General features: G+C 72.6%; 23 protein-coding genes. 12 read left to right on the forward strand and 11 right to left on the reverse strand.

Annotated features, from left to right (window positions below; genetic code table 11):
- Positions 1–2 precede the first annotated feature (2 nt).
- Entirely contained in the window at positions 3–737 is a 735-nt protein-coding gene (locus tag C4V41_RS26770; protein WP_200824239.1) for an SDR family NAD(P)-dependent oxidoreductase, read from the reverse strand.
- Positions 738–857: 120 nt separating this feature from the next.
- Here C4V41_RS26770 and C4V41_RS26775 point away from each other — a divergent pair, with 120 nt between their 5' ends.
- Entirely contained in the window at positions 858–1,295 is a 438-nt protein-coding gene (locus C4V41_RS26775; RefSeq protein ID WP_103958688.1) for a MarR family winged helix-turn-helix transcriptional regulator, read from the forward strand.
- A 138-nt stretch (positions 1,296–1,433) separates the two neighbouring features.
- On the opposite strand, the gene kstD is transcribed toward C4V41_RS26775, so the two are convergent.
- The gene (kstD, locus tag C4V41_RS26780) at positions 1,434–3,194 is read right to left on the reverse strand and encodes a 3-oxosteroid 1-dehydrogenase (protein WP_103958689.1); all 1,761 of its coding nucleotides are present in this window, start codon (positions 3,192–3,194) and stop codon (positions 1,434–1,436) included.
- A gap of 174 nt (positions 3,195–3,368) precedes the next feature.
- Here kstD and C4V41_RS26785 point away from each other — a divergent pair, with 174 nt between their 5' ends.
- From C4V41_RS26785 to C4V41_RS26795, 3 genes are all read left to right on the forward strand, one after another.
- Complete coding sequence (locus tag C4V41_RS26785; protein ID WP_103958690.1) at positions 3,369–3,740, forward strand: BlaI/MecI/CopY family transcriptional regulator; 372 nt, start codon at positions 3,369–3,371, stop codon at positions 3,738–3,740.
- An 82-nt stretch (positions 3,741–3,822) separates the two neighbouring features.
- Positions 3,823–4,794 carry a M56 family metallopeptidase gene (locus C4V41_RS26790; protein ID WP_103958691.1) on the forward strand — a complete coding sequence of 324 codons (972 nt, stop codon included), beginning with the start codon at positions 3,823–3,825 and terminating at the stop codon, positions 4,792–4,794.
- Positions 4,795–5,251: 457 nt separating this feature from the next.
- Positions 5,252–6,256: an NADP-dependent oxidoreductase gene (locus tag C4V41_RS26795; protein ID WP_103958692.1), complete on the forward strand. Its 1,005-nt coding sequence runs from the start codon at positions 5,252–5,254 to the stop codon at positions 6,254–6,256.
- A gap of 195 nt (positions 6,257–6,451) precedes the next feature.
- On the opposite strand, the gene C4V41_RS26800 is transcribed toward C4V41_RS26795, so the two are convergent.
- From C4V41_RS26800 to C4V41_RS26810, 3 genes are all read right to left on the reverse strand, one after another.
- A complete protein-coding gene (locus C4V41_RS26800; RefSeq protein WP_200824240.1) occupies positions 6,452–7,726 on the reverse strand; it encodes a BtrH N-terminal domain-containing protein in 1,275 nt (424 codons plus the stop codon).
- Positions 7,727–7,932: 206 nt separating this feature from the next.
- The gene (locus tag C4V41_RS26805) at positions 7,933–8,472 is read right to left on the reverse strand and encodes a dihydrofolate reductase family protein (protein ID WP_103958693.1); all 540 of its coding nucleotides are present in this window, start codon (positions 8,470–8,472) and stop codon (positions 7,933–7,935) included.
- Positions 8,473–8,549: 77 nt separating this feature from the next.
- On the reverse strand, positions 8,550–9,275 hold the full coding sequence (locus C4V41_RS26810; RefSeq protein WP_103958694.1) for a class I SAM-dependent methyltransferase: 726 nt from the start codon (positions 9,273–9,275) through the stop codon (positions 8,550–8,552).
- Positions 9,276–9,385: 110 nt separating this feature from the next.
- Here C4V41_RS26810 and C4V41_RS26815 point away from each other — a divergent pair, with 110 nt between their 5' ends.
- Both C4V41_RS26815 and C4V41_RS26820 read left to right on the forward strand, forming a co-directional pair.
- Entirely contained in the window at positions 9,386–10,612 is a 1,227-nt protein-coding gene (locus C4V41_RS26815; RefSeq protein ID WP_103958695.1) for a glycosyltransferase, read from the forward strand.
- Between the two features lie 116 nt (positions 10,613–10,728).
- Positions 10,729–12,225 (forward strand): alkaline phosphatase PhoX, encoded by a 1,497-nt coding sequence (locus C4V41_RS26820; RefSeq protein ID WP_103958696.1) that lies wholly within the window; start codon positions 10,729–10,731, stop codon positions 12,223–12,225.
- A 353-nt stretch (positions 12,226–12,578) separates the two neighbouring features.
- Here the strand turns inward: C4V41_RS26820 and C4V41_RS26825 are convergent, their stop codons facing one another.
- The 6 genes from C4V41_RS26825 to C4V41_RS26850 are packed head-to-tail and all read right to left on the reverse strand — an operon-like array spanning position 12,579 to position 17,318.
- The gene (locus tag C4V41_RS26825; RefSeq protein WP_103958697.1) at positions 12,579–12,917 is read right to left on the reverse strand and encodes an ArsR/SmtB family transcription factor; all 339 of its coding nucleotides are present in this window, start codon (positions 12,915–12,917) and stop codon (positions 12,579–12,581) included.
- A 9-nt stretch (positions 12,918–12,926) separates the two neighbouring features.
- A complete protein-coding gene (locus tag C4V41_RS26830; RefSeq protein WP_235030397.1) occupies positions 12,927–13,646 on the reverse strand; it encodes a response regulator transcription factor in 720 nt (239 codons plus the stop codon).
- A 31-nt stretch (positions 13,647–13,677) separates the two neighbouring features.
- Complete coding sequence (pstB, locus tag C4V41_RS26835; RefSeq protein WP_103958849.1) at positions 13,678–14,481, reverse strand: phosphate ABC transporter ATP-binding protein PstB; 804 nt, start codon at positions 14,479–14,481, stop codon at positions 13,678–13,680.
- Positions 14,482–14,524: 43 nt separating this feature from the next.
- Entirely contained in the window at positions 14,525–15,403 is an 879-nt protein-coding gene (pstA, locus tag C4V41_RS26840; protein ID WP_103958698.1) for a phosphate ABC transporter permease PstA, read from the reverse strand.
- A complete protein-coding gene (gene pstC / locus C4V41_RS26845; RefSeq protein ID WP_103958699.1) occupies positions 15,400–16,338 on the reverse strand; it encodes a phosphate ABC transporter permease subunit PstC in 939 nt (312 codons plus the stop codon). Before pstC ends, pstA begins: the two co-directional genes overlap by 4 nt.
- Entirely contained in the window at positions 16,335–17,318 is a 984-nt protein-coding gene (locus C4V41_RS26850; protein WP_200824241.1) for a PstS family phosphate ABC transporter substrate-binding protein, read from the reverse strand. Before C4V41_RS26850 ends, pstC begins: the two co-directional genes overlap by 4 nt.
- A gap of 267 nt (positions 17,319–17,585) precedes the next feature.
- Between C4V41_RS26850 and C4V41_RS26855 the strand changes: the two genes are divergently transcribed.
- The 6 genes from C4V41_RS26855 to C4V41_RS26880 all read left to right on the forward strand — a co-directional run bounded on the left by C4V41_RS26855 (position 17,586) and on the right by C4V41_RS26880 (position 24,246).
- Positions 17,586–18,068: a (2Fe-2S)-binding protein gene (locus C4V41_RS26855; RefSeq protein ID WP_103958701.1), complete on the forward strand. Its 483-nt coding sequence runs from the start codon at positions 17,586–17,588 to the stop codon at positions 18,066–18,068.
- Positions 18,065–19,036 carry an FAD binding domain-containing protein gene (locus tag C4V41_RS26860; protein WP_103958702.1) on the forward strand — a complete coding sequence of 324 codons (972 nt, stop codon included), beginning with the start codon at positions 18,065–18,067 and terminating at the stop codon, positions 19,034–19,036. The genes C4V41_RS26855 and C4V41_RS26860 overlap by 4 nt, the downstream gene beginning before the upstream one ends.
- A complete protein-coding gene (locus C4V41_RS26865; protein WP_235030398.1) occupies positions 19,033–21,333 on the forward strand; it encodes a xanthine dehydrogenase family protein molybdopterin-binding subunit in 2,301 nt (766 codons plus the stop codon). Before C4V41_RS26860 ends, C4V41_RS26865 begins: the two co-directional genes overlap by 4 nt.
- A 118-nt stretch (positions 21,334–21,451) precedes the next feature.
- Entirely contained in the window at positions 21,452–21,958 is a 507-nt protein-coding gene (locus C4V41_RS26870) for a hypothetical protein (protein WP_103958703.1), read from the forward strand.
- Positions 21,959–23,392 carry a hypothetical protein gene (locus C4V41_RS26875; RefSeq protein WP_103958704.1) on the forward strand — a complete coding sequence of 478 codons (1,434 nt, stop codon included), beginning with the start codon at positions 21,959–21,961 and terminating at the stop codon, positions 23,390–23,392.
- The gene (locus tag C4V41_RS26880) at positions 23,389–24,246 is read left to right on the forward strand and encodes a hypothetical protein (RefSeq protein WP_103958705.1); all 858 of its coding nucleotides are present in this window, start codon (positions 23,389–23,391) and stop codon (positions 24,244–24,246) included. The genes C4V41_RS26875 and C4V41_RS26880 overlap by 4 nt, the downstream gene beginning before the upstream one ends.
- The last annotated feature ends 14 nt before the right edge of the window (positions 24,247–24,260 follow it).

Consider the following 24,260-nt stretch of genomic DNA (forward strand, 5'->3'; position numbering starts at 1 on the left):
GTTCAGCCGGGCAGCGGCGACTCCGGCCGCGCCCCGGAGGCCAGCCGGCCGGCCCGCCGCCGGATCGCGTCCTCCCACCCGCCGGGCACCACCGTGAACCGGTTCTCGCCGACGGCCTGGAGCGCGTTGTCCGCGATGTCGGCGGGATCCTCGCCCTCAGGCGACATTCCGGTACGCACGAGCGCCGGGCAGAGCATCGTCACCCCGATCGGCGTGTCCGCCAGCCCGAGTGCCGTCTGCTCGGCGAGGGCGACGACGGCGTGCTTGGCGGCCGCGTACGCGCCTCCGGCGGGGAACGTGACCAGCCCCGCCAGCGACGCGGTGATCAGGATGTGCGCCGGCCGGTCCGCCGCGAGCAGCCGGGGCACGAAGGCCCGCAGCCCATTGACCACGCCGCCGACGTTCACCGCGAACACCCGCTCCCAGTCGGCGGCGCTCACCTCCCACGGCGCGCCGAGGTCGCGGCCGACGATGCCCGCGTTCAGGCAGACGAGGTCGGCGTCCGGGACTGCGGCGGCCAGCGCCTCCATGGCCTCGGGATCGGAGACGTCGGCCGGGAAGGGCACGGCGCCCAGCTCCTCGGCGGCGCCGTCGAGGGCCGCCGCGTCGATGTCGGCCAGGGTGACGTGGGCGCCGTCCGCGCGCAGCCGGGTGGCGAGGGCGCGGCCGATCCCGCTCGCGGCACCGGTGACGACGGCGTTGGTGATCTTCATGTCCTGCTTTCGTCCGGGGAACATGCCTTCCGCACGTTACCCAACCCTTTACTGGCCGACTGCCTTCCATGGGACGGAACGCCCCCCGATACGCTGTCGCCATGACGCGGCGCACGCGTCACCGGACCGCTCCAAGGAACGCGTGTGACCTCGCTGCCCCGCCGAGCCTCGCTCGGCTACCAGATCAATCACCTGGGCCGGCTGCTCGGCAACGGCCTGCGGGTCAACATCGCCGATACCGGGGTGACGCCCGGGCAGTTCGCCCAGCTCCTGGCCCTGTACGAGCAGGACGGGCTGACCCAGCAGGAGTTGTGCGAGCGGGTCAGGATCGACCAGTCGACGATGGCCCACACGCTCAACCGGATGCAGCGCGACGGCCTCGTCGTGCGCTCCACCGACCCCGACGACCGGCGGCGGTCCCGGTACACGCTCACCGAGCGGGCGCGCGCGGTCCAGGACACGCTGACGGCGGGGGCGCGGGCGGCCAACGCGCGGGCGGTGCGCGGGATCCCGCCGGAGGAGATGGAGGCGTTCATGCGGACCCTCCAGCGGATGATCGCCAACCTGGAGTCACCCGGCTGACCACCCGGGCCGGCCCGGCCCCTCTTCGGCGGGATCCCTTTTCGAAGAGGGGGAGGCCGGATTGTCTGGCGATTCAGCACGTGCGGAAACGCGGCTACCCGAGCGCCCACTGGTCAGCCAGGCGTGATCGGCTGATGGTCAGGGGTTGTCGGCGATGTGGTTGGCGGCGATGTAGCCGAAGGTCATGGCCGGGCCGATGGTGGAGCCGGAGCCGGCGTAGCTGTGGCCCATGACGGCTCCGCTGGCGTTGCCGGCGGCGTACAGGCCCGGGATGACCGAGCCGTCCGCGCGCAGGGCGCGGGAGCGGGCGTCGGTGCGCAGGCCGCCCTTGGTGCCCAGGTCGCCGGGCTGGATCTTGAAGGCGTAGAAGGGGGGCAGCCACAGGGGCGCCAGGCAGGGGTTGGGCTTGACGTACGGGTCGGCGTAGTAGCGGTCGTAGGCGCTGTCGCCGCGCTGGAAGTCGAGGTCCCGGCCGGTCTGCGCGAAGCCGTTGAAGCGGGTGACGGTGTTGCGCAGCGCGGCGGGCGGCACGCCGATGCGGCTGGCGAGCTGTTCGAGGGTCCACGCCTTGTGGACGGCGCCGCTGGCGTACCAGGAGTCGGGGAACGGCAGCAGCGGGGCGATGTCCTTGAACAGGTAGCGGTTGCGGTACTGCTGGTCGACGATCAGCCAGGCGGGGATGTGCGGCGCGGACGGCGTGTTGCGGTCGTACATGACATGGACGACGTCGCTGTACGGCGCCCCTTCGTTGACGAACCGCGCGCCGTTGCCGTTGACGATGAGGCCACCCGGCAGCGTGCGCTCGGCCAGGCAGAAGTACGGCTCGCCCGGCAGCGGGATCACCGGCCCCCACCAGGCGTCGTCCATGAGCTCCAGCGCGGCCCCGGCCCGCTCGCCTGCCTCGATGCCGTCGCCGGTGTTCTCCCTGGCGCCGAGCGTCCAGGCGGTCCCGATGGGCTGGCGCTGGAACTCCGCCCGCATCGCCGCGCTCCGCTCGAACCCGCCCGACCCCACGATCACCCCGCGCCGGGCCCTGACCACGCCGGCCGAGGTGACCACCCCGGCGACCCGGCCCGCCTCGACGTGCAGGTCGAGCAGCGGGGTGTTGAGCCACACCGGCACCCCGGCCGCCATCAGCCCGGCCCGCAGCGCGCCGGCCAGCGCCTGGCCCATGGTCAGCGGCTTCTCGCCGCGCAGCGCGGCCTCCGTGCCCCGCAGCAGGGCCGCCGCGCTCACTTCGATCCCCTTCGGGTGGACGGCGCTGAGCGTCAGCCACTTGTAGTCGGCGCTGAAGACGACCATGCCCGCGGGTACGGCCATGTAGGGGGCGTTGAGCCGGGCGAGCTCCGCGCCGAGGCGGTTGCCGTCGAACTGGTCCGGCTCGATGGAGCGGCCGTTCGGCATCCCTCCGGGGTACTCGGGGTAGTAGTCGGCGTACCCCTCCATGAACCGGAAGCGCAGCGGGCTGTTGCGCATGACGAACGAGATCATGGCCGGTCCGGCGGCGAGGAACGCCTGCTGCCGCTCGATGGGCACCGTGCCGCCGACGACGCGCGCGAGGTAGGCGGCGGCCTTGGCCGGGGTGTCCGGCACGCCGGCGGCCAGGATCACCTCGTTGTTCGGGATCCAGATGCCGGCGCCCGACCTGGCCGCCGTCCCGCCGTACGTGGGGGCCTTCTCCAGGACGACGACGCTCAGGCCGCGCTTGGCGGCGGTGAGCGCGGCGGTCATGCCGGCGGCTCCCGATCCGACGACCACGACGTCGTAGTCGGCCTGGGCGTACGCCGGGTTCTGCCCCAGCGCCGCACCGGTCACCAGGATGCCGCCCGCGATCAGCAGGGTACGGCGGCTGCGGCCTTCGGCGGTCAGGCCCTCGGGGGCCGGCACGACAGGTCTCATCGATCGATCCCTTCGCAGGGGAGAGCCTCGTGGCCCCCTCGCCGCACCGAAGCATGCGCTTGGTTGGTTGGCCTGTCAACACCCCGCGATCTCGTACCTGGTCGCGCCTCTACGATCGCCGGTAGCATTGGGCCGATCGCGGCGAAGAGGGACCAGGCGGAGGAGGGCGGTCGGATGGCGCGCGGACTGGGCGAGCTCGAGTCCACGATCATGGATCGCATGTGGGCCATCAAGGAGCCCGCCTCGGTCAGGGACGTTCTCGAGCATCTCCGCAAAGACCGGGCCCTGGCCTACACGACGGTGATGACGGTGATGGACAAGCTCCACACCAAGGGCCTGCTCAAGCGCAGACCGGTCGGCCGGGCCTACATCTACGAGGCGGTGTCGTCGAAGGAGGCGTACACCGCCGAGGTGATGCGCGAGTCACTGGCCCGCAGCGGCAACCAGGCGGCCACGCTGGTGCACTTCCTCGAACGGCTCACCCCGGAGGAGGCCAGCGCACTGGAGGCGGCCCTGCAGGTCTACCCACCCAAGGGACGCGGCTGATGGCGGCCCTGCACCTCCACCCGCCCCAAGGGGTGCGACTGATGGCGGCGCCGCAGGAGCGTCTGCCCGAGGGGCGCGGCTGATGGTGGTGGCGGTCCTTCTCGCCCTCTACTGCGTGTTCGCGGCGCTGGCGCTGCCGCGGCTGCTCGGGCGGGCCGCGTGGGCCGATCGTGCGCCCCGGCTGGCGATCGTCCTGTGGCAGGCGGCGAGCGCGTCGGCGGTGGTCTCGGCGCTGCTGGCGGTGTTCGCGGTGGTGGTGCCCGCCTCGCTGGTGGGGCACGGCCTGGCCGGGCTGTTCGACGCGTGCATGGCGCTGGTCGAGGTGTGCGCGGAACTGCTGAACGACCCGTCCGCGCCGAACGCGGCCGCCGCAGGGGCCGGTCTGGCCGCCGGTGGGCTGGTGCTGGCGCGGCTGGCGTACGCGGGCGGCGCCGTCCTGCTGGGCGCCCGCAGAGAGCGGCGGCGGCACGCCGGCGCGCTCGCCCTGCTCGGCCGGCACGACGACGGCCTGGGCGCGACCGTGGTCGACTACGAGGAGCGGATCGCCTACTGCGTCCCGGGGCGCAGGGGACAGGCGGTCATCACCACGGGCGCCCTGCGGTCGCTCGCTCCCCCGCAGGTCGCCGCCGTGCTCGCCCATGAGCGGGCGCACCTGCGCGGTCGGCACCACCTGGTGCTGGCCGCCGCCGAGAGCTTGACGCGGGCGTTCCCCCGGGTCCCGCTGTTCGAACGGGCGCGTACCGAGATCGGCCGCCTGGTCGAACTGCTGGCCGACGACATGGCGGCCCGCCACCACCCGCGCGACCAGCTCGCCGCCGCCCTGGTCCGGCTGGCCACCGGCCGGGCGCCGGCCTTCGCGCTGGGCGCGGGCGGTGAGACGGCGCTGGAGCGCGTCCGCCGCATGCTGCACCCGCAGCCGCCGCTGGAACGGCGCGAGCGCGTCACGGGGCTGCTGGCGGTGGCGTCGCTGCTGGCGGGCCCGGCGGCACTGGCGGCGGCCCCGGCGGTGAGCGCCTTCCTGGCCCACCACTGCCACGCCCTGCTGACGCTCTGACCCTACGAACCCGCATAGTAGACCCCATCCAGGCAGGCGGCCAGGCTGTGAACCCGTTCTCGCAGGTCGGGGGCTTCGGCTGGAGAAGCGCGTTGCGAACCAGGCCGGAGGGCTCCGGCTGAGGCAGGGCATCGCGAACCAGGCCGGTGAGGTGGCGTGCTCAGGAGGCGTGCGCCGCCGCGTGCTGTGGGTCACCATGCCGGTGGTGCAGCACGCGCGGCGGTGGCGACCGCTCGCAGCGTCAGGTCGTCCATCCCCCGCTCGGCGACCACCCGCCGCACCGCCTCGGACAACGCTCGGCCTGGTCGGCCTGTTTGGGCATCCCGGCCTCCACATGACCGCTGTTACGTAACAAACGTTGTGCTACCGCGAGCTGTCGGTGGGCCCGACAGGGAAACGGAAGCGGGGTGCCGCAGAGTCAGGGGGTCGACCGAACCGGCTTTCCTGAGGATGAATCATGAGCGTCAACCGTATGATCCGGCTTGTCTCCCGCCCCGTCGGTGAGCCGGGGCCGGAGAACTTCGAACTGGTGACGGCCGAGGTCCCACGGCCGGGTCCCGGGCAGGTTCTGGTGCGTAACACCTGGATGTCGGTGGATCCGTACATGCGGGGCCGGATGGACGACGCCGAGTCCTACATCCCGCCGTTCCGGCTGGGTGAGGCGCTGGAGGGCAGCGCGATCGGCGAGGTGGTCGCCTCCGAAGCCCCTGACATTCCCGTCGGCGCGACGGTGTCGCATTTCCTGGGCTGGCGCGACTTCGCCGTGCTGGACGCCGCCGGGGCGGCCGTCGTGGACACCGGGCTCGCCCGGCCGCAGGACCATTTGGGGGCGCTCGGTACGACCGGGCTGACGGCGTACCTGGCCGTCACCGAGATCGCGCCGGTCAAGGAGGGCGACGTGGTGTTCGTCTCCGGTGCCGCCGGAGCGGTGGGCAGCGTCGCCGGGCAGCTCGCACGGAAGGCCGGTGCCGCCATGGTGATCGGCTCGGCCGGTGGGCCCGCGAAGGCCGGGAAGCTCGTCGAGGTCTTCGGCTTCGACGCGGCCATCGACTACCGATCGGAATCGGTGGCCGCGCGGCTGGCCGAGCTGGCGCCGGGCGGTATCGACGTCTACGTCGACAACGTGGGCGGCGACCACTTGGAGGCCGCCATCGGCGCGCTGAAGGTGCACGGGCGGGCGGCCCTGGTGGGCATGGTCAGCCGCTACAACGCCGTCGAGCCGCCGCCCGGGCCGCGCAACCTCTACGACGTGGTGACCAGGCGGCTGTCGCTGCGCGGCGTCCTGGTGAGCGACCACTTCCACCGCTTCCCGGAGTACGTCGCCAAGGCCGCCGCCTGGCTCGCCGACGGCAGCCTGCACACCGAGGAGACGGTGGTGGAGGGCCTGGAACAGGCCCCGGCCGCCTTCCTCGGCGTGCTACGCGGCGCCAACCTCGGCAAGATGCTGGTCCACCTGCCCTGACCAGGGTGACCACGCCGAGCCGCCCAGACGGAGGCGACCGTGCCCGGCCGACCGGAGGCCCGGCCCGACCGGAAGGCCCGGTCTGGGCGAAGGGCCCGGTCTGGGCGGGCTGTGCGAGCGCGGTGGGCGCCGAGTGTTCGGCCTCAGCGACCGAACCGGCCGAAGGGTCCGGCTCGGTTCAGGCGGGGGTGCGGTTCATGTGAGGGTGGTGATCGCCGAGCGTTCGGCCTCGTAGATGGTCCCCAGCCGGGAACTCAGGTCGGCGAACAGCGGGAGCGTGTCGGGGAGGGTGGCCAGGGAGGCGTTGGCGGTGGCGCGGGCCGCCCACAGTTCCTTGGCCGCCTGCGCCGCCTGAGGGCCGCCCGCGGTGCCGTCCGCCATGACGCTCTCCTTGATCGCGGCCGTCAGCTCCCGGATCCTGGCGAACTCCGGCACCTCCGCCGGCAGCGCCGCCTCCGCCAGCTCGTGCCACAAACCGCGAATCTCCCTGAACCGCGCGGCCGACTCGGCCAGCGATGGCCGGTCGAGCAGGGCGGCGGCCTCGTCGAGGGCGTCGGCGAACAGGTCGCGGAGGTTGCCGCCGTCGATGCCCACCGGCTCGGCCCCCTCCCAGATCGACAGCAGGGCGTCGGCCAGGCCGCGCCGGTCGGCGAACACCTTCGGCCACGCCTTGGCGTTGCGCGTGTCGACCAGCAACCTGGCCCACTTGCGCCAGGCGGGCAGGGAGAAGGAGTCGGAGGTGGCCGACAAGTGCGCGGCACAGTCGCGCAGCCCTTCCCGGGCGGCCTCCGCCAGCGCCGCCTCGGTGATCTTCGCCTCCCCCAGCACGTGCATGACGTTCTTGTACGACCCCACCCGCGCCCGCGCCGCGTCGAACCGCTCACGCGGGACACAGATCGGTGCCTGCCCGCGATCGTCGAGGTAGACCCCGTCCTCGTCGCGCCGGTAGGCGACCACCGGATGCCCGCCGTGCCCCTCCAGGGCGTCGGGAAGCTGCCAGTAGCCCGTACGGTGCCGGTCGGGCAGGACCACGCACGGCCGCCCGGCGTCCAGTTCGGCGGCCAGCCGATCACTGGCGGCGCGAACGCCGGACGTGCGGTGCTCGTCGAAGGGAACGCCGAGCCGGGTGAGCGTCTTGGCCATCCACCGGTCGTGATACTGCCACTGGTTGCGGAAGCCCAGGACGACATGACGGGACGCGTCGTGCTGGAACTCCCACAGGATGTAGCCGGCGCCGATGCCGCCGCCCGCCAGGAACACCAGCGGCTCACTGACGGCCGCCCCCTGGTTGACCAGGACGGAGGTGATCGCCGCGCTGGACGGGTGCCGCCCGCCGGCGAACCGCCAGCCGCCGTCAGAGGAGGAGGAGGAGGCGCTGCCCGCGACATGGGCACGAGCGGTGGTGTAGCTCTCCCCCGTCTTGGCCATGCGAGCCCTGATGCGGGCCTTGAGCTGCTTCTTGCTGGTCATGTCAGGCTCTTCCCGCGGCCATCGCCAGGGCCCGGCCCACGCCCGCGGCCCGTGGCGGCCGCGACAGAGCGTCGACCGTTCGGAGCGCGACTCCCGAGGCTCATGGCGTCCCCTTTGCCCCCGCGATCGGCGGGCCGCGTGGGGACCCGCTCTGGAGGTTCGGCGGGAGAGCACCGCCGTACCTCCGGATATTAGTACAGAACCGGCTAGTTCTTCGGGCCGTAGGCGTGGACGACGATGCCGGACTTGAAGCGGGTCGTCTCGATCAGGTCGAGGTGGGTGAGGTCGAGGCCCTCCAGCAGCCGGTCGCCGCCGCCCGCGATGACCGGGAACACCCAGAGGTGCAGCTCGTCGACCAGCCCCGCGTCGAGCAGCGCGCGGTCGAGGGAGCCCGTGCCGAACTTCAGGATGTTCTTCCCCTCCTGCCGCTTCAGCTCGGCCACGGCGGTGGCGACGTCGCCCTCGATGAGGGTGCCGTTCCAGGCGTCGGCCGACTTCAGCGTGGTGGAGGCGACGTATTTCGGCATGCTGTTGATGTGGTCGGTGTACGGGTCGCCCGAGCGTCCCGGCCACGCCTCCGCGAAGCCCTCGTACGTCTCGCGCCCCAGGAGCAGCGCGTCCGCGTCGAACAGCAGCTTGGCGCTGTAGTTCTGGTGGTCCTCGTCCCAGTAGGGGACGCCCCACACGTGCGGGTCGCTGATGACCCCGTCCAAAGTGACGAACGTGGACTCGACGAGCTTCCTCATGACATGTCTCCTTCAGGGGCGTTCCGGCTGATGAGACTACTTTGGCGTGGCCCGCTTACCGAACTCTGCCAAAATCCTTAAGGTCGCCGCGCGAAGAACACGAACTCCCTGCCGGGGCGGTCGGGAGCGTCGCGGACCTCCTTCACGACATAGCCGTGCGCCGCCAGGTCGGCCTCGACCTCGTCCCGCTCGCGGAAGCGCAGCGTCGAGTACGACGTCAGCCGCTGCCCGTCGGAGGCGAACTCCCAGGTGCCGCGGAAGGTGACCAGCGGCCCGCTGATGTCGAGCACCTCCGACCAGGTCGTCACCTCACCGACCCCGTCAATGGAGGTGACCTGGTAGGACGCGGCGCGGTTCCACTCCAGCCAGCCCTGCCTGGCCGGGTCGCGGGTCTCGAACACCAGGTGTCCGCCCGGCCGCAGCGCCGCGTGGATCCCGTCGAGCGTGCCCGCCCAGTCCGCCGGTTCGATGATCGCCTGGGCGACGTTGCCGGTCATCGTGGCGAGGTCGGCCCGCATCGGGGGCAGGCCGGTCGCGTCGCCGTGCAGCCAGCGCACCCGATCGGCGCCCGGCTTGGCCCTGGCGACATCGAGCGAGGCCTCCGCCGGGTCGACCCCGGTCACCTCGAAGCCACGATCGGCCAGGAGCAGCGCGAACGTGCCGGTTCCGCAGCCGACGTCGAGCACGTGGCGGGCGCCGAGCTCCCGGGCGATGTCGGCGTACACCTCCAAGTCACTCCGGTCGGGATCGAGGGGGTCGTAGACGGCCGCCAGCCGGGGGTGCTCGAAGAGATCGTCAGCCATGCGGAGACGATACGCCGTGCGACCTCACGAGTGCTCCCGGTTTCCGGGCGAGGGGCCCGTGACAGGGAGGCGTTCTCGGTGGACGGTGTTCCCATCGAGGAGGTACGCAGATGAAGCCGTTACTGATCACCGTGGGCAGCCGGGGCGACGTGCAGCCGTACCTCGCCCTGGCCAAGGGCCTGCTGGCCGCCGGGCACCAGCCGGTGGTCGCCGCCCCGCGCCGTTTCCAGCCGCTCGCCGCCGCGCACGGGATCGACTGTGTCCCGCTCAACGACGAGATGCTGGACCTTCAGGACCTCGCCAAGGGCAAGGGCGCCAGGGCGGCCATGGCCGCCGCCCGGTCCGTCAAGCCGCTGGTGCGGCGCGTCCTGGACGACGAGGCCGAGCTGGCGCACCGGGACGCCGACGTCGTGCTCTATCATCCCAAGTCGCTCGGCGGCCCGTACGTGGCCGAGAAGCTCGGCGTCCCCGCCATCGCGGGCCTGCTGCTCCCCCTCTACGTGCCGACCGCCGCGTTCGCGTCCCCCATTCTTCCCGTACGGCTGCCGCGCGCCCTCAACCGCGCGAGCTGGCGGACGTCGAGCGTGATCGAGATGCCCTACCGCGGCCTCATCCGCACCTGGCGGGCCGAGGCCCTGGGCATGACCGGCGGGTTCCGGCCGGTCGCCGACGTGGCCAGGCGCGGCGCCGTGCTGCACGCCTGGAGCGCGCACCTGCTGCCCGCGCCCGCCGACTGGCCGGACTCCGCGCGGCCGACGGGGTTCTGGAGCATGCCCGCGGCCGTCGACTGGGCACCGCCCGAGCGGCTGGCCCGGTTCCTGGAGGAGGGCGAGCAGCCGGTGTACATCGGCTTCGGCAGCGCGGTCGGGCGTGATCCGCGCGCGCTGACCGCCACCGTGCTGGAGGCGGTCCGGCTGGCCGGGAAGCGGGCGGTGCTGGCCACGGGCTGGGGCGGCCTGCGGCCGGGCACCGAGCCGGACGGTGTGCTCGTCGTCGAGGACGTGCCGCACGACTGGCTGCTGCCCCGGATGGCGATGGCCGTGCACCACGGCGGCATCGGCACGGTCGCGGCCGCGCTGCGCGCCGGGGTCCCGCAGGCCGTCCGCCCGTTCATCGGCGACCAGCCGTTCTGGGCCGCCCGCCTGCACCGGCTCGGCGTCGCCGCCGCCCCGCTCGGCGGCCGCCTCACCCCGGCCCGGCTGGCCGCCGCCCTGGACCAGGCGGCCCGCCTGGCGCCTGCGGCCCGTACGCTGGCCGGCCGGATGGCGGAGGAGGACGGCATCGCCACGGCCATCGCCCGGCTGGAGAGCGCGCCGGGCGCGGCGAAATCCGACTAACGCCAGAAATGGGCCCTCTCCGCACTTAATCCGACGTTTACGCTATCGACAGCATTCGTTCACCGAATACGACATATAGGCATGTGTCGATGCCCTTGTCCCGAGGGGAAAGCACCATGACCGAGCTCGACAGACGATCCTTCCTCGGCCGCGGCCTGGCCACCACCGGTGGCGTGCTGGCCAGCGGCGTCGCCATCGAGACCCTGACCGCCCACGCCTCCTGGGCGGACGCGGGCCGTCCCGCCGCCGGCGCGCACCGGGCCGGGTACGGCCCGCCGGCACGTACCCCCTCGAAGAACACCGGCGAAGAGCTGCTCGCCCTGCCCGCCGGCTTCTCCTACGTCGTGCTGGGCAGGACCGGCACGACGATGACCGACGGCGTCGCCACCCCGATCGCCCACGACGGCATGGCCGCCTTCCCCGGGACGCGCCGCCACACCGTGCGCCTGATCCGCAACCACGAGGTCCGCACCGCCCCCGGCTCCCCCGTCGGCCGGGTGCTCGTCGAGGGCTCGGCCCGCTACGACGAGCTGGGCGTGGCCGGCACCACCACGCTCGAAGTCGACCTGCGCAGCGGCGAGGTGCTGCGCCACTTCGTCAGCCTCAACGGCACGATCGTCAACTGCGCGGGCGGCCGGATGCTGCACGATCGGGGCTGGCTGACCTGCGAGGAGACCACCGCCGGTGTGGCGCAGGGCTGGCGGCGCAAGCACGGCTACATCTTCCAGGTGCCGCTGAACGGCCCCGAGCCCGGCAGGCCCGCGCCCTCGCAGCCGCTGACGGCGATGGGCCGCTTCTCCCACGAGGCCGTCGCGGTGGACCCGCGCACCGGCTACGTCTACGAGACCGAGGACGACTCCGGCAAACCCGACGGCTTCTACCGCTTCCGCCCTCGGGACCCGCGCGACCTGGCCGCCGGCGGCGTACTGGAGATGCTCAAGGTCAAGGGCGCCGACGGGTACGACTGCCGCGAGGGCCAGACGATGGGCGCCCGCATCCCCGTCGAGTGGGTGCGCATCGACGACCCCGACCCCGACCTGGAGAACGGCGCCCAGACCTGCACCCAGCAGGGCCTGGCCAAGGGCGGCGCCATGTTCAACCGCCTGGAGGGCTGCTGGTACGGCGACGGGAGCATCTTCTTCAACTCCACCAGCGGCGGCGACGCCAAGAACGGCGACGCGCCCGGCGCCGACGGCTACCGGGAGGGCTACGGCCAGGTCTGGCGGTACGTCCCCGGCCGGCGCGACGGCGGCACCCTGGTCCTGGTGTACGAGTCGCCGGGCCGCAGGGAGCTCGACTCGCCGGACAACCTGACGTTCACCCCGCGCGGCGGCATCGTGCTGTGCGAGGACGATGCCGGCTCGGTGGACGCCGACCCGCACCCGCTGGCCCCGGGGCTGGTCAACGTCAACCGGCTGATCGGGCTGGACCCGCGGCGGGGGCAGCCGTTCGAGTTCGCGGTCAACATCGCCGACGACAGCGAGTTCGCCGGGGCGTGCTTCAGCCCGGACGGCTCGGTGCTGTTCGTCAACCAGCTCGGCGACACGGTGTCGCCGGACCCGCCGGGCCGCACGTACGCGATCCGTGGCCCCTGGCACCGCGGGCCGCTCTAATAGGCTGTAACGGCCTGGACAAGCCCCGCCCGCCGCCTGACGATTGACGCGTGCCCACGGATGAGAGGTCGCCGCCGGGGCCGCCCATTCCCTACGCCACGGCCGTCGCCCGCGCCCGCCGCCTGCGGGCCATGGCGGATCCCGATCGGCTGCGCCTGCTCAGCGTGCTGCTCTGGCAGAGCGGCGCGCCCTGCGGCGCCGAGCGGGATCTCGCGGTGCTGCGCGAGGCGGGCCTGATCGAGCCGTGCCCGGGCGGCCACCGCGCCACCCCGGCCGGGCGGGAGCTGTTCGCCCGGTCGCTGCGCCTGCAAGAGGCGCTGGAGAACGGGAAGGTGTCAGAGGCCGGTGGAGCGTTAGGGGATCAGGCCGCGCAGGGCGTCCAGCCGCTCGGGGACGATCGAGTACCACGCCCACTTGCCGCGCTTCTCCCTGGTCAGCAGCCCGGCGTCGACCAGGATCTTCAGGTGGTGGCTGACGGTGGGCTGGGTCAGCCCGAGCGGCGCGGTGAGGTCGAGGACGCACGCCTCCCCGGCCGGGCTGCCGCTGATCATGCTGAGCACCTGCAGCCGGGTGGGATCGGCGACCGCCTTGAGCGCGCTCGCTAGCCGCTCGGCCGCCGGCCGCGAGAGAGGCTCGGCGACGGGGGCGGTGTCGCGCCGCTCATCGGCCGGCGAGATCTCTTCGGGCTGCACCGGCCCATTTTAGGTACCGTTCGACCGTGGTGGATCACCAGCCGTGATGCGGTAGCCGATGCCCCGCACGGTGAGCAGGATCGCTGGATGCCGCTCGTCGTCGCCCAGCCGCCGCCGCAGCCGCTTGACGTGCACGACGATGGTGTTGTTCGGCGGCTTGCCCTCGCTGCGCCACACCTTCCTGGTGATCTCGTGCTTGGTCACCACGCGGCCCGCGTTGCGCATCAGGTAGCGCAGCAGCTCGTACTCGCGCAGCGGCACGTGCACGGCCGCCCCGGCGACGCGGACGACGTGCGCGTCCTGGTCGAGCTCGATGTCGCCGACCCGCAGCAGGGGCAGGGACCCGGGGATGTGCGTGGCGTGGATCAGCGTCAGCAGCTCCTTGCACCGGTACGGCCGCGCCACACACGCCGTGGCCCCGGCCGCCAGGGCGCGCATGGCCAGCTCGGCGTCCTCGGGCCCGGTGCCCAGGATGATCGGCAGGGTGGCCAGCGAGCGGCGTACCGACTCGATGAGCGTCACCGGGTCGATGCCCGGCAGGCGCGCGCTCACCAGCAGCACGTCGGGCGGGCAGGCCCCGATGCGCAGCAGCGCGCCGGGGCCGTCCACGGCCCGCACGACCGTGATGCCCTGCGCGGCCAGCTCCGTCAGACCGTGATCCGGATCGGCGACCAGGAGCTCGGGGCCGCCGGGGCGGTCGGACTGGGGTGCCGCCATGGCCTGGGTCACGCTCGATCGCTCCGTTCCTGGTCTGCTTCTGTCAGCCGAACCGCCCGGTGATGTAGCCCTCGGTGCGCTTGTCGGCGGGGTTGCTGAAGATGCGCGCGGTGGAGTCGAACTCGACGAGCCGGCCGTGCCGCTCACCCCTTTCGTCCACCTCGGCGGTGAAGAAGGCCGTGCGCTCGGACACGCGGGCCGCCTGCTGCATGTTGTGGGTGACGATCACGATCGTGTAGTCCCGCGACAGGACCTGCATGAGGTCCTCGATCTTGGTGGTGGCGATCGGGTCGAGCGCCGAGCAGGGCTCGTCCATGAGGATCACGTCCGGTTTGACCGCGATGGCGCGGGCGATGCACAGGCGCTGCTGCTGGCCGCCGGACAGCGCGAGGGCGTTCTGTTTGAGCTTGTCCTTGACCTCGTCCCATAACGCCGCGCGGTGCAGGGCCTCCTCGACGATCTCGTCCAGTCCCCTGCGCTGGCCGTTGATGCGCGGGCCGTAGGCGATGTTGTCGAAGACGGACTTGGGGAACGGGTTGGGCTTCTGGAAGACCATGCCGATCCGGCGGCGTACCTCGATGGGGTCGACGGACTCGCCGTAGAGGTCCTCGGTGTAGTAGGTCACCTTGCCGGCCACGCGGGCGTCCAGGATGAGGTCGTTCATCCGGTTGAGGCAGCGCAGCACCGTGCTCTTGCCACAGCCTGAGGGGCCGATCAGCGCGGTGATCTCCTGCGGGGCGATGCGCATGTTCACGCCGCGCACCGCCTCGTAGTCGCCGTAGAAGACCGACAGGTCCTGGAGGGTGAAGACGGGGTCGAACAGGTCCGGCAACTGGGAGGGGGCCATGGCCTTCTCGGATCGCGGGGTCGTGGGGGTGGTCACGGTCTGTTCACCACCGCTTCTGGGAGCGATTGCGTACGTAGATGGCGACGGAGTTCATCGCGATGATCACGATCAGCAGCAGCACGATGGCCGCCGACGACAGGTCGTGGAAGGACTCGCGTGACTGGCTGATCCAGCCGTAGATCTGGATCGGCAGCACGGTGTAGCCGCTGAGCAGGCCGTCGGGGATGTAGGCGACGTAGGTCAGGCCGCCGAGCAGCAGCAGCGGGGCCGCCTCGCCGGCCGCCCGCGACAGGGCCAGGATGGAGCCGGTGGCCATGCCGGGGATCGCCGAGGGCAGCACCTGCCGCCAGATGGTCTGCCATTTGGTGGCGCCCAGGCCGTAGGAGGCGTTGCGGATCTCGCCCGGCACCGCGCGGATGGCCTCGCGGGAGGCGATGATCACGATCGGCAGCACGAGCAGCGACAGCGTGATCGACGCGGTGATCACCGTGGTGCCGAAGCCGAAGCCGCGGGCGATGACGCCGAGGCCGAGGATGCCGTACACGATGGACGGGATGGCGGCCAGGTTGGCGATGTTCAGCTCGATCAGCCGGTTGTACCAGCGGCGGTGGTCGGCGTACTCCTCCAGGTAGATGGCGCCCAGGATGCCGACCGGCAGGCAGAACACCGCGGTCATGCCGATCACCCACAGGCTGCCGAACAGCGCCGACTTCGCGCCCGCCCGCTCGGGGCGGCGGATCGACGGGAAGTTCTCCCACAACCTCGGGTCGAGCCGCGACCAGCCCTTGTAGACGACGTAGACGAGCAGCGTCACCAGGAAGGCCACCGCGACGGCCAGGCACAGCCGCAGCACCAGCTTGAAGGCGATGTCGCCCCACGGGACGCGGCGCCGGACGAGCAGCCGCCGCTGGGTGGCGGTCATTCGTACACCTCCCGGAACTTGCGGACCAGCCGGGCGCTGACGAAGTTCATCGCGAACGTGATGAGGAACAGCAGGGCGCCGACGGCGAAGATGGTCTTGTAGTCGAGCGAGGCGGTCGGCAGGTCACCGGAGCCGGCCTGGGCGATGAACCCGGTCATCGTCTGCATGGCGTCCAGCGGGTTGAACGACAGCGCGGGCTTGTTGCCCGACGCGATCGCGACGATCATCGTCTCGCCGATGGCCCGCGAGATGGCCAGCACGAACGAGGCCACCACGCCCGACAGCGCGGCGGGCAGCACCACGCGCACGGCCACGAGCCTGGTCGACGATCCCAGGGCGTAGGCGCCGTCGCGCAGGCCCTGGGGCACCGCCGACATGGCGTCCTCCGACAGCGACGCCACGGTCGGGACGATCATGACGCCCATGACGAGGCCGGCCGAGATCGCGTTGAAGATGTCCGGTTGCAGGCCGGCGGGCAGGTACGTCTGGAGCGCGGGGGTGACGAAGCGCAGGGCGAAGAAGCCGTACACGACGGTCGGGACGCCCGCGAGGACCTCCAGGATCGGCTTGAAGACCTTGCGGGTGCGGGCGTGGGCGTACTCGCTCAGGTAGAGCGCGGCGCCCAGCCCGAGCGGGATCGCGACCACGACGGCGATCAACGTGATCAGGAACGTGGCCGTGACCAGCGGCAGCACGCCGTAGGCGGGCGGTTCGAAGAGCGGCGCCCAGACCGTGGTGGTGAAGAACTCCGCCACGCTCACCGACTCGAAGAACTCGGCGGTGGGCGGCACCAGCGAGATCACGATGCCCGCGGTCGTGGCGACCGACACCAGGGCGGCGGCCACGAGCACGACCTGGACCGCGCGTTCCCCGTAGCGCGAGCGGGCCCTCTCCAGCGGGCTCGCCGGAGAGGGCTCGGTGCCGGTCGTGCTCATCCGCCGGCCTGGGTCTTCAGCTTGGCCAGGTCTCCCTGGAGCTCGGTCTCCTGCTGGGCGTTGAGCGGGATGAACTTGGCGTCCTCGGCGATCTGCTTGTGGTTGGCCACGTAGTACTCGACGAAGGCCAGCACCTCGGGCCGCTTGAGCGAGGCGGCCTTGGGATAGATGAACAGCGGCCGCGACAGCGGCTTGTACGTGCCGTCCTGCGCGCTCTGCACGCTCGGCCCGACGCACCCGTCGCCGCTGTCGACCTGCACGGCCTTGAGCTTGCCGGCGTTCTCCTCGAAGTAGGAGAACCCGAAGTAGCCGAGCCCGCCCTTGGAGCCCGCCACGCCCTGGACGGTGACGTTGTCGTCCTCGCTCGGGCTGTAGTCGGTACGGCTCTTGCCCTCCTCGCCGTTGATCACGTCGGTGAAGTAGTCGAACGTGCCGGAGTCGGTGCCGGCGCCGAACAGTTTGAGCGGTTCACTGGGGAACTTGGCGTCCACCTGGTTCCAGTTGTTCACTTTGGAGCCGGGCTCCCACATCTTCTTGAGCTGCTCCACGGTGAGGCAGTTCGCCCAGGTGTTCTCCTTGTGCACGACCACCGTGAGGGCGTCGTTGGCCACCGAGAACTCCTCATAGGCGATGTTCTTGGCCTGGCACGCCGCCTTCTCCTCGTCCTTGATCGGGCGGGAGGCGTTGGAGATGTCGGTCTCGCCGTTGCAGAACTTCTCGAAGCCGCCGCCGGTGCCGGACGTGCCGACCGTGACCCGCACCTTGGCCTGCTGCTCGGCGAACAACTCGGCCGCCGCCGTGGACAGCGGCGCGACCGTGCTGGAGCCGTCGACCTTCACGTCGCCGGCCAGCTCCTTGGCCGGCTGGGACGCGCCCGGCTCCTGTTCGGCGGCGGTCTGGTTGCCGCCGCCGCACGCGGCGAGCCCGATGGCGCCGGCCGCCACGACCAGGGCGAGTGCGGTCCGCATTCGATTGCTCACGATCATTCCTCCGGCTCCTGACGAGCCCGGCCGCGACCAGGCATCCGAGTCCCGCAATCGCATAGAAATCCGTCAATGTGAACAGACGGGAAACAGCGCTTGAGCACTCACTGAATTCATTGATGATCATCTATATATGGTTTTCGCCTGGCAGGCGCCGCGCACCGGCTCCTGCTCACGCGCGGCCCCCCGGCCTGACCGCCGGTTCCCATACTGGGATGGGGTATGGTCTAAGTCGTACAGACATGTACGAGATAGGAGGAGCCGATGGTCGGCCACACCCTGCGGGCGAACGGGCGGTCCCACGACCTGCCGACGGACCCGCGCGTCAGCCTGCTCGACCTCCTGCGTGAGGGGCTCGGGCTCACCGGCACCAAGAAGGGCTGCGACCAGGGCGCCTGTGGGGCGTGCACGGTCCTGCTCGACGGTGAGCGGGTCAACTCCTGCCTGGTGCTCGCGGTCCAGTGCGCGGGCATGGAGGTCACCACGATCGAGGGCGTGGCGCATCCCGTGCAGGAGGCGCTCGTGCGCCACGACGGGTTCCAGTGCGGCTACTGCACCTCGGGGCAGATCTGCTCGATCATCGCCATGCTGGCCGAGCACCGCGCCGGCGCGCCCAGCGCCGTGACCGGTGATCTCACCGCTCCCGCGCCGCTGAGCGACGCGGAGATCAGGGAGCGGCTGTCGGGCAACCTGTGCCGGTGCGGCGCCTACAACGGCATCGTCGCCGCCGTCAGGGAGCTGTCATGAGGCCCTTCGTGTACGAGCGGCCGGCCGATCTTTCCGAGGCCGTCGAGCTGGGGGCGGCGGGGACGTACCTGGCGGGCGGGACGAACCTGGTCGATCTGATGCGGCAGGAGGTGGAACGCCCGGAGCGGGTGATCGACATCTCGCGGCTGCCGCTGGACCGGATCGAGGACCTGCCCGGCGGCGGCCTGCGGATCGGGGCGCTGGCCCGCAACGCGCGGGTGGCGGCCGACGACCGGGTGCGGGCGCGGTACCCGGTGCTGGCCCGCGCCCTGCTCAGCGGGGCCTCGCCGCAGCTCCGCAACCGGGCGACGGTCGGCGGCAACCTGCTGCAGCGCACCCGCTGCGGCTACTTCTACGACGTCGGCGCCGCCTGCAACAAGCGCGTGCCGGGGGCGGGCTGCGAGGCGATCGGCGGGCTCGACCGGGGACACGCCGTCCTGGGGGCGAGCGAGAGCTGCGTCGCCGTGCACCCCTCCGACATGTGCGTGGCGCTGGCGGCGCTCGGCGCGACCGTCAACCTCGCCGGCGTGCACGGTGCGCGGGCGGTGCCGGTGACGGACTTCCACCTGCTGCCGGGGCGGACGCCGCACGTCGAGACCGTGCTCGGGAACGACCTGGTCACCAGCGTGGACCTGCCGCCGGGGCTGCCGGCCCACGGCGCCTACGTCAAGGTGCGCGACCGGGCCAGTTTCGCCTTCGCGCTGGTCAGCGTGGCCGTGCTGCTGCACGTCGAGGACGGCGGGATCGGCACGGTACGCATCGCGCTCGGTGGCGTGGCGGCCAGGCCGTGGCGCGCGTACGAGGCGGAAGAGCTGCTCACCGGGGCGGCGCCGGACGAGCGGGCCTTCCGCGAGGCGGCCGTGGCGGCGCTGGCCGGGGCGCGGCCCCTGCGGGACAACGCGTTCAAGGCTGAGCTGGCCCGGCGGCTGATCCAGCGCACCCTCACCGAACTGGCGGGACCGTCATGAGCATCGCCGCGAAGGGCTTCGGCCTGGTCATGCGTGCCGTGGGCAAGGTGGCCCGGCTCCTGCCGGACGGCCGCCACGATCCGCTGTCCACCGAGCCCGGCGAGGTCGGCCGCCTGGTGGACCGGGTGGACGGGCCGGACAAGGTGTCGGGTGCCATCCGGTACACCGCCGACCACGTGCCGGAGGGGCTCGCGTACGCGGTGCCCGTGCCGAGCGCGACCGCCAAGGGCCGCGTCACGGGCATCGACACCTCGGCGGCGTCGGCCGCGCCCGGCGTGCTGCTGGTGATGACGCACGAGAACGCGCCGGAGATGCGGCCCACCGGCGCGTACGCCACGCTCAGGGCCCCGGTCGGGGCCGCCGCGATGAGCCTGCCGATCCTGAACACCGACCGCGTCCACTGGCACGGCCAGCCGGTCGCGGTCGTCGTGGCCGGCACGCGGGAGCAGGCCGAGCACGCGGCGGGGCTGGTCGTGGTGCGCTACGCCGCCGAGCCGGCGGTGCTGGCGATGACGGACGAGGGGGCGCGTACCCCGGCCCACTCCGTGCTGGAGGAGTCGCGTACCGTCGTCGGCGACGCGCGGGCGGGGCTGGCGGGCGCGGCGGTGACGGTGCGGGCGGAGTACACCACGCCGCTCGAACACCACAACGCGATGGAGCCGTACGCCACGCTGGCGATGTGGGACGGCGACGACCTCACCGTGTACGACACCTCGCAGTACCCGTACGGCCTCAAGGAGATGCTGGCCGGGAAGTTCGGCCTGCCGATGCGGCGGGTGCGGGTGCTGGCCCCGTACATCGGGGGCGGGTTCGGCGGCAAGACGACGGCCTGGCCGCACGTGGCGCTGACGGTGGCCGCCGCCAGGCTCGCCGGGCGGCCGGTCAAGCTCGTGCTGTCGCGCGGGCAGACGTACACCATGACCGGCGGCCGGGCGCCCACGCGCAGCCGGATCCGGCTCGGCGCGGACGATCAGGGGCATTTGACCGCGATCGTGCACGACGCGCTGTCCACGTGCTCGGCCGACGAGTTCGCCGAGGCCGCCATCGCCGCCTCCCGTCACCTGTACGCCTGCCCCAACCTCACCGCGCACCAGCGGGTGGTGCGGGTGGACCGGATCCAGAACGCGTTCCTGCGCGGGCCCGGCGTGACCCCCGGGTCGTTCGCCATGGAGTCGGCGATGGACGAGCTGGCCTGGGAGCTCGGGATGGACCCGCTCGACCTGCGGCTGCGCAACGAGCCTGAACGTGATCCGGTCTCCGGGCGGCCGTTCACGAGCCGGCATCTGCGCGAGGCGTACCTGCTCGGCGCGGAGGCGTTCGGCTGGCGCGAGCGCGCGCCCGCGCCGCGCGCCACCCGCGACGGGCGCTGGCTGGTCGGGCAGGGCATGGCCGCCGCGATCAACCCGGACGCGGTGCTCATCGCGGCGATACGGCTGCGGCTGCGCGCCGACGGCACGGTGACCCTCCACAGCAGCACGAACGAGCTGGGCGCGGGCACCGCGACCGCCCAGATCCAGGCCGCGGCGCAGCGGCTGGGCGTGCCGATGGGGAAGATCCGTTTCCTGCAGGGCGACTCGGACGTGGCCAAGACCCGCATCCCCGGCGCCTCGGCGGCGACGACGACGCTCGCCTCGGCGGTCTGGTCGGCGCGCGACCACCTGGTCCGCGAGCTGCTCGCGCTCGTCAAGGGCACCGATTCGCCGCTGGCCGGGCGGCGGGCGGGTGAGGTGGCGACGCGCGACGAGGGCCTGTACCTGCCGGACGGGCGGGGCGAGAGCTACCGGCGGATCCTGGCCAGGGCCGGGCGGGAGGAGGTGGAGGTGACCGGGAGGTCCGCGCCGCCGTACCAGACGATCAAGCGCTCGACCAGCACGTACGGCGCGCACTTCGCGGAGGTGCGGGTGGACGCGGACACCGGCGAGGTGCGCGTCACCCGCTGGACGGGCGCGTTCGACGGAGGCCGGATCGTCTCGCCCAAGCAGGCCGCCGGGCAGATGCGCGGCGGGATCATCATGGGCATCGGCATGGCGCTGATGGAGGAGACCCTGCTCGACGAGCGCTCGGGCCGGATCGTCAACGCGAACCTGGCCGGCTCTCATATCCCGGTGCACGCCGACGTACCGGACATCGACGTGCGCTTCGTGGACCGGCCCGACCCGCAGACGCCGCTCGGCGCCAAGGGCATCGGCGAGCTGGGCATCGTGGGGGTGGCGGCGGCGGTCGCCAACGCGGTCCACCACGCCACCGGTAAGCGGGTCCGCGACCTGCCCATCACTCCGGAGAAGGTCTTCACCTGAGACCTTGAGACGTGCGGCAGAGCCCGGGCGCGCGGTTCGGCGTCCGGGTCTGACCGTTGCCGGGATTTCGGTCCCGGCGGAAGAGGACACCCGGGTTCGGGTGCGGTACAACGCTGGTATGGGTCCCTCCCCGATCGAGGTCAGCGTCGGCGCGCCGCGCCTGTTCTGGGCCGTCGAGGGATCGGCGCGCCGGATCTACGGGCACGCGGGCAGCCTCGACGGGGTGACCGTGCACGGGCGCGGGGTCAGGCTGCCGATCAGCGTGGCCAACACGACCGGGTCGCCCGTGGAGTTCCCCGGGATTCAGGTGGTGGCGCGGCGGGGGCAGGACGGCTATCCCCCTTCCCTGCGCTACGACCGGCTGGAGACCGGCCTCGGGTCCGCGCGGCTGCCCCTCGAAGGCGAAGGCCGCCGGGTGCGCCTCACTTCACCGGGCGCGGAGGGCTGCACGGTGGCCGTCGCCGGCAGCCGCTGCACGCTGCCGGCGGGGGCCGCGCGAGGGTTCGACCTCTTCGTCGAGGCGGCGGTCAGCGGGCTCTGGGAGTGCTCGCTCGACGTCGCGCCCGGGCCGTCGGGCGGGAGCGAGCGCATCGGCTCCTTCCTCGTGCTGCTCAGGGGCAGGTAGATGGCCCGGCCGGCGCTCCTGGGCGGTCTGCGGCTGCGCGCGGAGCTGGAGGAGCGGTGCCGTACGGTCGAGGGCGCCCTGGCCGTCGACTTCGCCTCTCTCGTGTCGGTCACCTGGCTCACCGTGCCGGACGTGATCGAGGTCCTGGAGGCGGTCGCGCTGCGGGAGATCGAGGACCGGCGGGCGGCCCGGCGGGAGTCGCACCACCGGCGCCTGACCGAACTGCGGCCTGCCATGCCCGAGCCCGAGGTCCCGTACGAGCTGCCGGAGTTCACCGAGCGCTTCCAGGGGCTGCTCGAATGCGTCCGTCTCCATGCCGAGCTGGGCGAACTGGACGAGGTCATGGAGCTGGCCAACCTCGGGGCCGCCTTCGTCATGGACCCCGAGATGGAGCGCAACCCGCTGCTCGACAACCTGGCCGGCGAACTGCTCTGGGCGGTCGCGGACGGGCTGGCCGTGGAGTCGTACTACGTGCGGGCGCTGGATTACTTCGGGGCGGCGAGCGAGATGCTGCACGCCACGCGCATGCCGCTGGACGTGCGGCGCTCGATGGACCTGCTGATCGCCGAACGCTGCCTGCGGCTGCTGGAGGCCGGGCTGCCGATGGAGGAAGACCTGCTGGGCCGGGCGGGCGCGGCACTGACGCGCATCGACCCGTCCTACGACCGGCTGCCCGAGGTGGCGGCGGCCAGGTTCGCGGTGGCCCGGCTCGCTTCGGACCGGCCGGTCCTGGCACGGCTGGCGTCCCGGCCGTCGCTGAGCCCGGCCGTCCGGCGGGCGGCGGAACTGCTGGCCGGTCTGGACGGGGTGGCGGCCTGGGACGCCGAGTTCGGCCCGTTCGCGGCCCCGATCTACGCCGAGTGCCACGACATCGGCCTCGGACGCGCCTTCGCCCACTTCTCCATGGACGTCCTGCCGGGCGGCGAGGCCGGCCACCGTTCGGCCCGCATCGGCGACGTCGAGCTGGCCGAGGCCCTGTGCGACGAGCTCACCGCCGCCATCCACCGCTGGTCCGGCGCGGCACCGGCCGCCGGTGCGGCCTTCGTCCGCGACGGACTGCGGCTCCCGCTCCGGCGGGCGGTGCCCACGGCGGCCATGCACGTCCTCCTCCCCTTCGCCCGCCGCCCGCCCGACCAGGCGCCGGAGTCCGTACGGTTCCTCTTCGGGCTGGGCGTGGACCGGACCCTGCCGGCACACGTGGACCGCATGCTCTGGTTCTTCGACACCACCGGCGCCGAGACCGGGGGGATGGAGAGCGAGGCGGCGCTGGCCTGTGCGGCGATCCTGGTCGGCCACGCCCGTCGGCTCCTCCCACCCGGCGCGCTGACCCGCTATGTCGGCCACCTCGAACTGGGCGACTCCCACGAGGAGGCCCTGTCCCGCGCGCGACGAGGCGTGCCCCTGGACCCGGCCCACGAGCAGGCCACCTCATGAGCTCGGGGTCGTGGCAGGGTGGGCGGCCCCTGGAGGAGGCGTGCTTCCGGCAGGTGGCCTCGCTGCTGGCGCTCATGGGGTCGGCGGGGAATCTGCTGGCCCGGCGGCTGAGCGAGCTGCGCGGGGACGGCAGGCCGTTCGAGCGGTGGTGGCCCGACGTGCGCGCGGACCGTACGTACTGGGCGTGCCTGACCCACGGCGACCCGGCGCCCGCGACCGCCGGTCAGCTCGCGCTGGCCTGCCTGCTGCTCGGCAGAGGGCTGCACCGCCGGGGCACCCTGCTCATCCGGCTCGCCCGGCCCTTCGCCGACCCCGGCACCCTGGACGTCCTGGGCGAGCTGATCGACGAGGTGAGCTGGCGGGGCGGCGAACTGGCGGCCGCCCTGGAACCGGGCCTGGCCGCCCACGACCGGGGAGACCACACAGCGGCACTGGAAAACCACGCCGCGGTGGCCGCCCGCTGGCCGAACGACCCCTGGCCCAGGCACGAACAGGCCCTGGCCTTGTTCGCCCTGGACCCGGCCCCAGCCACGGACGCGGCTCAGGGCGCGGACAGAGCCCGGCATCCGGCCGTCGTGGCGGCGCTGGAGCGGGATCCGTTCTACTACCGGACCCTGCTCGTGGCGGACCCGGAGCGGGCCGAGCTGGTCAGGACGTCCATCGAGCCGGTGACCGAGAACGACGATCTCAGCCCGGCGGCCCTCGTCGGGTTCGCCGACGCGGCGGCGCGCATCGATCCCTGGTCGGCCGCGCACGCCCGGGTTCTCCTCGGCCACCTCGGGATTCCCCAAGACCTGCGGGCGGCGCTCGGCGAGCTGGGCATCGACGTCCCTGAGGCGTCTCCGGTTGAGTAGGGGGTACTCATCCC

It is taken from the genome of Nonomuraea solani, from assembly GCF_900108335.1.
GTDB lineage: Bacteria > Actinomycetota > Actinomycetes > Streptosporangiales > Streptosporangiaceae > Nonomuraea > Nonomuraea solani.